The following is an 8,026-nucleotide window of genomic DNA, read 5'->3' as shown; positions in this document are numbered from 1 at the left end:
TTTCGCCCGACGTTCAATCGAGGCGACCACTTCATTGCCAACCACCAGGCAGCGAATGTCGCGCCCTTTGGCCTCTTCGATATACTCCTGCACCAGGATATGCGCGTTCAGCCCACGAAACGCATCAATCACGCTTTCCGCCGCCTGCCGCGTTTCGGCAAGCACCACGCCAATCCCCTGGGTGCCTTCTACCAGTTTGACCACCAGCGGCGCGCCGCCGACCATGTCGATAAGGTCGCTGGTGTCATCCGGAGAATGGGCAATGCCGGTGACCGGCAGGTCGATGCCCTGACGCGCGAGAAGCTGCAGCGAGCGCAGCTTATCGCGAGCGCGGGTAATCGCCACCGATTCATTGAGCGGGTAGCTGCCCAGCATCTCGAACTGACGCAGGGTTGCCATGCCGTAGTAGGTAATCGCCGAGCCAATCCGCGGGATCACCGCGTCGTAGTGCGGTAATTGCCGACCTTTGTAGTGAATCGACGATGCTGCCGGGTCGACGTTCATGTAGCAAGACAGCGGGTCCAGCACTTCCACAATATGGCCGCGACGCTGGGCGGCTTCGCGCAGACGCTTACACGAAAAGAGCGTTCCATCCCGGGACAATATGGCAATTTTCACCCTTTACCTCTCCAAAAAAGCCGCTAAAAAAACCGGCGTATCATACGCTTTTCGCATTCACGGGGGATTGAGCCCTGACACAGATTCAGTAATGAATCAGCGCGTAGCAAACCCCTGCTGGTGCAGGTAATCAAGAATAAACGGGCGACTTTCTTTGATAAGCGTGCGGCGAATATGGTCGCTCCAGGTATCACGGCGCGCGTTGGTGCTGCGCGATAAATAGTACTGCGCAAGTTCTTCGTCATACTGCGCCAGCACTTCAGGGTCCATCGGCTGATAGTGATTTTCATGCACCACCAGCGCGGCGGGCAGGCGCGGCTTGAGATCCGGATGGCTGGCAGGCCAGCCAAGGCACAGGCCAAATAGCGGCAGTACATGCTTTGGCAGCTTCAGCAGTTCGGTCACCTGCGCAATATTGTTGCGCAGGCCGCCAATATAGACGCCGCCTAATCCCAGCGATTCCGCAGCGGTCAGCGCATTTTGCGCCATCAGCGAGGTATCCACCACGCCAAGCAGCAACTGCTCCGCCAGGCCCAACTGCGCCTCAGGGCAAATCTGCAGATGGCGGTTAAAATCGGCGCAAAACACCCAGAACTCAGCGGCCTGGGCAACATGCTCCTGCCCGCCGGTCAGCGCAACTAACTGTTTGCGCATGTCGCTATCGGTGATGCGAATGATCGAGCTGCATTGTAAAAAGCTGGAGCTAGAGGTAGCCTGGGCGCTGGCGATAATCGCGCTGCGCTGTTCGTCGCTTATCGGCTCGCCGGTAAACTGACGAATTGAGCGATGGTTAAGCAGAACCTCAATGGTCGGAGTCATCTTTTTTTCCTTATCTCGCGGCAGGCCAGGATTCATCAGCTGTGGCGCAACGGCACGGGCTACTCCCCAAAAGAGCACGCCAGCCGCAGGCAGCATCAGCGCAATTCCAATAAAGATCATCACCACCGCCGCCAGTTGGCTGGCAAACGGCGCGGGCAGTGTGATGTACTGATTGAGCGATAGCCACGCCACCGCCAGTACAACCATGCCAATGGTCTCCAGAATTAAAACGCTTTTGGGTAGTGCTCCAAGCGAACGCATGCTTCTCCTCCTGTGAATCCTTAGCGCATTTTGATTACTTATTTACGACGAGTATAACGGCAAGCCGATGAAAAATATTTACCCAAACATAGCCAGAATGAATCAGAACAACAGGTAGAACCTTCTTTTCCCTACGCGCTGCACGCGGCATGATAAGTGCCATTCGCCGACAGGCACGTTGATTATTCCGCTCGTTTGAGGAGAGACACTATGTTTACCGTAATTTTTGGTCGTCCAGGCTGCCCTTACTGCGTTCGTGCAAAAGAGCTGGCGGAAAAACTGACCCAGGAGCGTGATGATTTCAACTACCGTTACGTCGATATCCATGCGGAAGGCATCACCAAAGCCGACCTGGAAAAAACCGTCGGTAAGCCCGTTGAAACCGTGCCACAGATTTTTGTCGATCAGAAACATATTGGCGGGTGCACAGACTTTGAAGCCTGGGCAAAAGAAAATCTTGGACTGTTTGCCTGATAGCATCATCAACGCCCGCGCTTATAGCGGGCGTTTGTTTATCCGGCGTTTGTCGTGCAGCAGTGAACTGATAAACAGATAGCACAGCGCGCCGAGCGCACACCAAAACACCGCGCTAAACAACCATGCCAGCTCCTGCCAGAACGAACGATCGCTGCTGAAAAAAAGACGCGTCAGGACAAGACAGAGCGGCGCGGCAAGAATAGCGCCAACCAGCGGACGCAACACGCGACGACGCGAAGAAAGGAAGCTTGAAACCACGCCCGGAATAATAAAAAACAGCAGCCCCAGCTCAGGACTTCCGCTCGCGCGAAACGCACCCTTCACGTTCAGAACCAGTGAAAAAAAGACCACTATAAAGAGTAAGAAGCAGCAAATAACCCCTGCCCAACCGCGTTCAGATTTCACACGCATCTCCTGAAAATATCTCTATCAAACCCCAGACTTCGCCCTTACGGACACCCAGTCAGATAAAGTTGTTGGCCTTCCCTGCCAAAACTTCGCTACATTTTATCTATCAGTACTTTTGGAGCGTTCTCGCGGGCAAAAAATAACGTGCGCCCGATGATTCGCTCTCTGACCGTCGCGATGCAGACTGATAGATCATATGTAATGTGTATTTAAAGCGATTGTTGCTAGCCGTAGCTATCAGGAACGATTAAACTACTGACCGCTATTTTCTGGTTATTCTTCGGGTTCCGGATAGCAAAACACATACCCTAGCCCGTGGTAAACAGTAGACCAAATAACCATTCCTTTCAACACGTTACTGGTAAACGATAAGTTAGACTCCGTGAATATAAACGTCGCAGATTTGTTAAACGGGAATTACATCCTGTTATTATTCGTGGTATTAGCGCTGGGGCTTTGTCTTGGCAAATTACGTCTGGGCTCCATCCAACTCGGTAATTCCATTGGCGTTTTAGTGGTTTCTCTCCTATTAGGGCAGCAACACTTCAGTATTAACACCGATGCGCTGAATCTGGGCTTTATGCTGTTTATTTTCTGCGTCGGTGTTGAAGCCGGGCCGAACTTTTTTTCTATTTTCTTCCGCGACGGCAAAAATTATCTGATGCTCGGTCTGGTGATGGTCGGCAGCGCACTGCTGATTGCATTAGGCCTCGGTAAGCTATTTGGCTGGGACATCGGCCTGACGGCCGGTATGCTCGCCGGTTCAATGACCTCCACCCCGGTGCTGGTCGGCGCGGGCGATACGCTACGCCACTCCGGCATGGAAGCCAGCCTGCTGGCGCAAGCGCAGGATCATTTAAGCCTCGGCTACGCCCTAACCTACCTGATTGGTCTCGTGAGCCTGATTGTCGCGGCCCGTTACATGCCAAAATTCCAGCATCAGGATCTGCAAACCAGCGCCCAACAAATCGCCCGCGAGCGCGGTCTGGACACCGACACCAATCGTAAAGTCTATCTGCCAGTTATCCGCGCCTACCGCGTAGGCCCAGAACTGGTAGCGTGGGCCGACGGTAAAAACTTACGCGAGCTTGGCATCTATCGCCAGACCGGCTGCTACATCGAGCGTATCCGCCGTAACGGCATTCTCGCCAACCCTGACGGTGACGCCGTGCTACAAATGGGCGATGAAATTTCGCTGGTAGGCTACCCGGACGCGCACGCGCGCCTCGACCCAAGCTTCCGTAACGGCAAAGAGGTGTTCGACCGTGACCTGCTGGACATGCGCATCGTCACCGAAGAAATTGTGGTTAAAAACCACAATGCCGTAGGCCGACGCCTGGCACAGCTGAAGCTGACCGACCACGGTTGCTTCCTTAACCGCGTGATCCGCAGCCAGATTGAAATGCCAATCGATGACAACATCGTACTGAACAAAGGCGATGTGCTGCAGGTGAGCGGTGACGCCCGCCGCGTGAAAACCGTTGCCGACCGTATCGGCTTCGTCTCCATTCACAGTCAGGTCACTGACCTGCTGGCCTTCTGCGCCTTCTTTATCGTCGGCCTGATGATCGGCATGATCACCTTCCAGTTCAGCAACTTTAACTTCGGCATCGGCAACGCTGCCGGTCTGCTGTTTGCCGGTATCATGCTCGGCTTCCTGCGTGCCAACCACCCAACCTTTGGCTATATTCCGCAGGGCGCGCTGAATATGGTGAAAGAGTTCGGCCTGATGGTCTTTATGGCAGGCGTCGGCTTAAGCGCAGGCGGCGGCATCGGTAAGAGTCTCGGCGTGGTCGGCGGTCAAATGCTGGTCGCCGGTCTGCTGGTCAGCCTGATCCCGGTAGTGATTTGCTTCCTTTTCGGTGCCTACGTGCTGCGCATGAACCGCGCGCTGCTGTTCGGTGCCATCATGGGCGCACGCACCTGCGCTCCGGCAATGGAAATCATCAGCGATACCGCGCGCAGCAACATTCCCGCGCTGGGCTATGCGGGCACCTACGCCATCGCCAACGTGCTGCTAACCCTTGCCGGTACGCTTATTATCATCATCTGGCCAGGGCTAGGCGGCTAGCCCTGCGCCGGGGAAACAAAGAAAAGAAAAATATTTTTGCGCAACGCAGAACTTTTCATCAGGGTGCGAGTCTTAATTAGTGCCACTGCTTTTCTTTGATGTCCCCATTTTGTGGAGCCCATCAACCCCGCCATCTTTGGTTCAAGGTTGATGGGTTTTTTGTTGCCTGAAATTCATATCCCCGTTAAAAATCAACCTATTACACTCATCAACATCACTACTATTACCAAGCCTCACGCATCCGCAAACAGCGCCCGCCACCACTGCGGCTTCATATCTTCAAACGAGTGAGAAGCAGGCGCAAACCGTGCATCCTGATTCTGGTCAAAAACACCGCTCAGCAGCGCGATAATCGGGCCATCGTCAATCGCCCCCAGCGAGCTGCCGCAGCGCGGGCAGAAGGCGCGGCTGGAATCTTCAGAAGAGCGCCAGACCGCAGGCTTTCCCCCCTCGCCGTTCCACTGTACATCGCCTTTGGCAAACTCCAGCCAGATAACCGACTGGGCGCCGGTATGCTTCTGGCATAAATCGCAGGAACAGCTGTGGGAAGCGCCGGGATTGGCGGCGATAAAAGTGATATGGCCGCACAGGCAGCCGCCGGAAAGCAGGGTTGTCATCGCGAGATCTCCGTTTTGCATTCTCGCTAAGCGTACACGCTTTTCAGGTGCTCTCCCCTGCTATCCGCCCTACCATTTTTCGAATAGTGTTGCGATCGAGCGGCTGGCGGTCAGTCACGAAATGCAGCGTCATTCCTTCGATAAAAGCATCCAGCGCGCGGGCGGTCGCCGGGTCGAACCACTGCTCCAGCGTCTGCTGGCTGCGCTGCATCCAGCGTTGCATCACCGCTTTCATGGCCGGTGAACTGCTCGCCAACGCATAGAACTGGTACATCAGCGTCATATTTTTCGGCGTCGTCACCTGGCTGCTGAAGATAAGCTCCGCCACCGAATCGCAGGCGTCACCTGTCGTTTCTACGCCCTCAAAGAAGGCGGTGTACTCCAGCGACATTCGCTCGGTAAAGGCACTGAACGCTTCGCCCAGTAGAGCTTCGATGCCCTCGAAATAGTAGGTCATCGAGCCGAGCGGTACATCGGCACAGCTGGCGATTTTGCGGTGAGTTACCGCGCTGATCCCGTGTGTCGCGATAGTCTCGAGCGTCGCATCAAGGATGCGCTCCCGGCGCTGCGGGTCATTCGGTCGGCGAGCCATAATTCTCCTCTTTCTGGTTATGTACAAATGTACACAACCTTGTTAGTGTTGTCTGCACACTTTCCGACCCGACGCGAATGGATGACAACGTTAACTTCCCGTAAAGCCCTGCAGCTACGCATGTGGGCGCTCTTTATGTTCTTCTTTTTACCCGGTTTGCTGATGGCCTCCTGGGCCACGCGCACACCGGCAATCCGCGATATTTTATCGGTCTCAACGGCTGAGATGGGCATCGTCCTATTTGGCCTGTCGATAGGCTCGATGAGCGGCATTCTTTGTTCCGCGTTTCTGGTGAAACGATTCGGGACGCGTAAAGTCATCCGCACCACCATGTCATGCGCGGTCTTTGGTATGTTGATTTTAAGCCTGGCGCTGCACTTCAGCTCCGCGTGGATCTTCGCCATCGGTCTGGCGATTTTTGGTGCCAGCTTTGGCTCTGCCGAAGTTGCCATCAACGTCGAAGGCGCGGCGGTTGAGCGTGAGATGAAAAAAACCGTGCTGCCGATGATGCATGGCTTTTACAGCTTCGGGACGTTAGTGGGCGCGGGCGTCGGTATGGCGGTCACCGCGTTTGGTTTACCGGCGATGTGGCATATTTTCGTGGCGGCGCTAATAGGCATTGCGCCTATCGCCATTGCCATTAAAGCTATCCCTGAAGGTACCGGTAAAAACGCGGCGGAAGACGCGCACCATCAAGAAAAAGGCGTACCGTTCTGGCGCGATATGCAACTGATGCTGATTGGCGTCGTGGTGTTAGCAATGGCCTTTGCCGAAGGCTCCGCTAACGACTGGCTGCCGCTGCTGATGGTTGACGGTCACGGCTTTAGCCCAACCTCCGGATCGCTCATCTATGCCGGGTTCACGCTGGGCATGACGGTCGGGCGCTTCACCGGCGGCTGGTTTATCGACCGCTACAGCCGTGTTACCGTGGTTCGTGCCAGCGCATTAATGGGCGCGCTGGGCATTGCCCTGATTATCTTTGTCGACAGCGCCTGGGTTGCCGGCGTGTCGGTTATTCTGTGGGGACTTGGCGCATCGCTCGGCTTCCCGCTGACCATTTCCGCCGCCAGCGACACCGGACCGGATGCCCCTACCCGCGTGAGCGTTGTTGCCACCACCGGGTATCTGGCCTTCCTCGTCGGCCCTCCGCTGCTCGGCTTCCTCGGCGAACATTACGGCCTGCGCAGCGCGATGCTGGCCGTACTGGCGCTGGTTCTTGTTGCCGCTCTGGTGGCGAAAGCGGTGGCAAAACCTGAGCCCCGCGTTGTAATGGAGAGTCATTGATGAGCGTTAAACTGATCGCCGTCGACATGGATGGTACGTTCCTGAACGATAAAAAAACCTACAACCGCGAGCGTTTTCATCAGCAATATCAGCAGATGAAAGCACAGAACATCCACTTTGTGGTGGCCAGCGGCAACCAGTATTACCAGTTGGCCTCGTTCTTCCCGGATATCGCCAATGAAATCGCCTTTGTCGCCGAGAACGGCGGCTGGGTTCAGGACGCAGGCGAGGACGTGTATAACTGCGCCATGCCGCGCGACCACGTTGATAAAATTACCGCCTTCCTGCTCACTCGCCCGGAAGTCGAGATTATTGTCTGCGGTAAAAAGAGCGCCTACACGCTGAAAAGCTACGACCAAAGCTTCCACGATATTGCCGTGCGCTACTACCACCGCCTGGAACTGGTAGACAATTTCGATAACCTCGACGACACCATTTTGAAGTTCGCGCTGAATATCCCGGACGAGAAAGTGCCACAGATGCAGGCAATCCTGGATGAGAAGCTAGGCCATATGCTGACCGCCGTCACAACCGGCCACGGCAGTATCGACCTGATTATTCCTGGCATCCATAAAGCCAACGGCCTGCGGTTATTGCAGGCGCGCTGGGGCGTTAAAGATGATGAAGTCGTGGCCTTTGGCGACAGCGGCAACGATATTGAGATGGTGAAACAGGCAGGCTACGGTTTTGCAATGGCGAACGCCAACGACGCGGTGAAAGCCGTGGCGGGCTATCATGCGCCGCACAACAATGAAGAAGGCGTGCTGGAGATGATTGATAAGGCGTTGAAGGGTGAAGCGCCGTTTGCGTGATTGAGCTATTCCCGGCGGCGCTTCGTGATAGGTAGCCCGGCCAAGCGAAGCGCCGACGGGTGACTAA

The 8,026-nt window shown here is 55.3% G+C and carries 9 protein-coding genes and 1 pseudogene; 4 read left to right on the top strand and 6 right to left on the bottom strand.

Annotation, left to right across the window (positions count from 1 at the left end; translation table 11 throughout):
* The 3 genes and pseudogenes from rimK to GKAS_RS25290 all read right to left on the bottom strand — a co-directional run.
* On the bottom strand, positions 1 to 618 hold a 618-nt coding region (gene rimK, locus GKAS_RS12015), incomplete at its 3' end, for a 30S ribosomal protein S6--L-glutamate ligase (protein ID WP_035894506.1).
* Between the two features lie 96 nt (positions 619 to 714).
* Positions 715 to 1,437, bottom strand: a complete 723-nt coding sequence (gene nfsA, locus GKAS_RS12010) for an oxygen-insensitive NADPH nitroreductase (RefSeq protein ID WP_035894511.1) — start codon at positions 1,435 to 1,437, stop codon at positions 715 to 717.
* A gap of 84 nt (positions 1,438 to 1,521) precedes the next feature.
* Positions 1,522 to 1,644 (bottom strand): annotated as a pseudogene (locus GKAS_RS25290) (DUF1418 family protein); the annotation flags it as partial.
* Positions 1,645 to 1,908: 264 nt separating this feature from the next.
* On the opposite strand from GKAS_RS25290, the gene GKAS_RS12005 reads away from it, so the two are divergent.
* On the top strand, positions 1,909 to 2,172 hold the full coding sequence (locus GKAS_RS12005; protein WP_035894505.1) for a GrxA family glutaredoxin: 264 nt from the start codon (positions 1,909 to 1,911) through the stop codon (positions 2,170 to 2,172).
* Between the two features lie 21 nt (positions 2,173 to 2,193).
* Here the strand turns inward: GKAS_RS12005 and GKAS_RS12000 are convergent, their stop codons facing one another.
* The gene (locus GKAS_RS12000; RefSeq protein WP_035894510.1) at positions 2,194 to 2,580 is read right to left on the bottom strand and encodes an inner membrane protein YbjM; all 387 of its coding nucleotides are present in this window, start codon (positions 2,578 to 2,580) and stop codon (positions 2,194 to 2,196) included.
* 385 nt (positions 2,581 to 2,965) lie between these two features.
* Here GKAS_RS12000 and GKAS_RS11995 point away from each other — a divergent pair, with 385 nt between their 5' ends.
* A complete protein-coding gene (locus tag GKAS_RS11995) occupies positions 2,966 to 4,654 on the top strand; it encodes an aspartate:alanine antiporter (RefSeq protein ID WP_035894504.1) in 1,689 nt (562 codons plus the stop codon).
* A 233-nt stretch (positions 4,655 to 4,887) separates the two neighbouring features.
* Here GKAS_RS11995 and GKAS_RS11990 read toward each other — a convergent pair whose 3' ends face one another.
* Both GKAS_RS11990 and GKAS_RS11985 read right to left on the bottom strand, forming a co-directional pair.
* Positions 4,888 to 5,271, bottom strand: coding sequence for a GFA family protein (locus GKAS_RS11990; protein WP_035894503.1), 384 nt, complete (start codon positions 5,269 to 5,271; stop codon positions 4,888 to 4,890).
* Between the two features lie 43 nt (positions 5,272 to 5,314).
* Entirely contained in the window at positions 5,315 to 5,863 is a 549-nt protein-coding gene (locus GKAS_RS11985) for a TetR/AcrR family transcriptional regulator (RefSeq protein ID WP_035894502.1), read from the bottom strand.
* An 81-nt stretch (positions 5,864 to 5,944) separates the two neighbouring features.
* On the opposite strand from GKAS_RS11985, the gene GKAS_RS11980 reads away from it, so the two are divergent.
* Positions 5,945 to 7,147, top strand: a complete 1,203-nt coding sequence (locus GKAS_RS11980) for an MFS transporter (RefSeq protein ID WP_035894501.1) — start codon at positions 5,945 to 5,947, stop codon at positions 7,145 to 7,147.
* Positions 7,147 to 7,959 carry a Cof-type HAD-IIB family hydrolase gene (locus GKAS_RS11975; protein ID WP_035894500.1) on the top strand — a complete coding sequence of 271 codons (813 nt, stop codon included), beginning with the start codon at positions 7,147 to 7,149 and terminating at the stop codon, positions 7,957 to 7,959. Before GKAS_RS11980 ends, GKAS_RS11975 begins: the two co-directional genes overlap by 1 nt.
* Positions 7,960 to 8,026 lie beyond the last annotated feature (67 nt).

The organism is Kluyvera ascorbata ATCC 33433 (assembly GCF_000735365.1).
Classification (GTDB): Bacteria; Pseudomonadota; Gammaproteobacteria; order Enterobacterales; family Enterobacteriaceae; genus Kluyvera; species Kluyvera ascorbata.
Note: the sequence above shows the minus strand (reverse complement) of the source record. Positions and strands in the feature narration are given on the sequence as shown.

Bases quoted from the DNA above. Each gene is read 5' to 3' on its own strand.
- GKAS_RS11985 (WP_035894502.1), bottom strand. From the start codon at position 5,863: ATGGCTCGCCGACCGAATGACCCGCAGCGCCGGGAGCGCATCCTTGAT.
- GKAS_RS11975 (WP_035894500.1), top strand. From the start codon at position 7,147: ATGAGCGTTAAACTGATCGCCGTCGACATGGATGGTACGTTCCTGAAC.
- GKAS_RS11990 (WP_035894503.1), bottom strand. From the start codon at position 5,271: ATGACAACCCTGCTTTCCGGCGGCTGCCTGTGCGGCCATATCACTTTT.
- GKAS_RS12005 (WP_035894505.1), top strand. From the start codon at position 1,909: ATGTTTACCGTAATTTTTGGTCGTCCAGGCTGCCCTTACTGCGTTCGT.
- GKAS_RS11980 (WP_035894501.1), top strand. From the start codon at position 5,945: ATGACAACGTTAACTTCCCGTAAAGCCCTGCAGCTACGCATGTGGGCG.
- nfsA (WP_035894511.1), bottom strand. From the start codon at position 1,437: ATGACTCCGACCATTGAGGTTCTGCTTAACCATCGCTCAATTCGTCAG.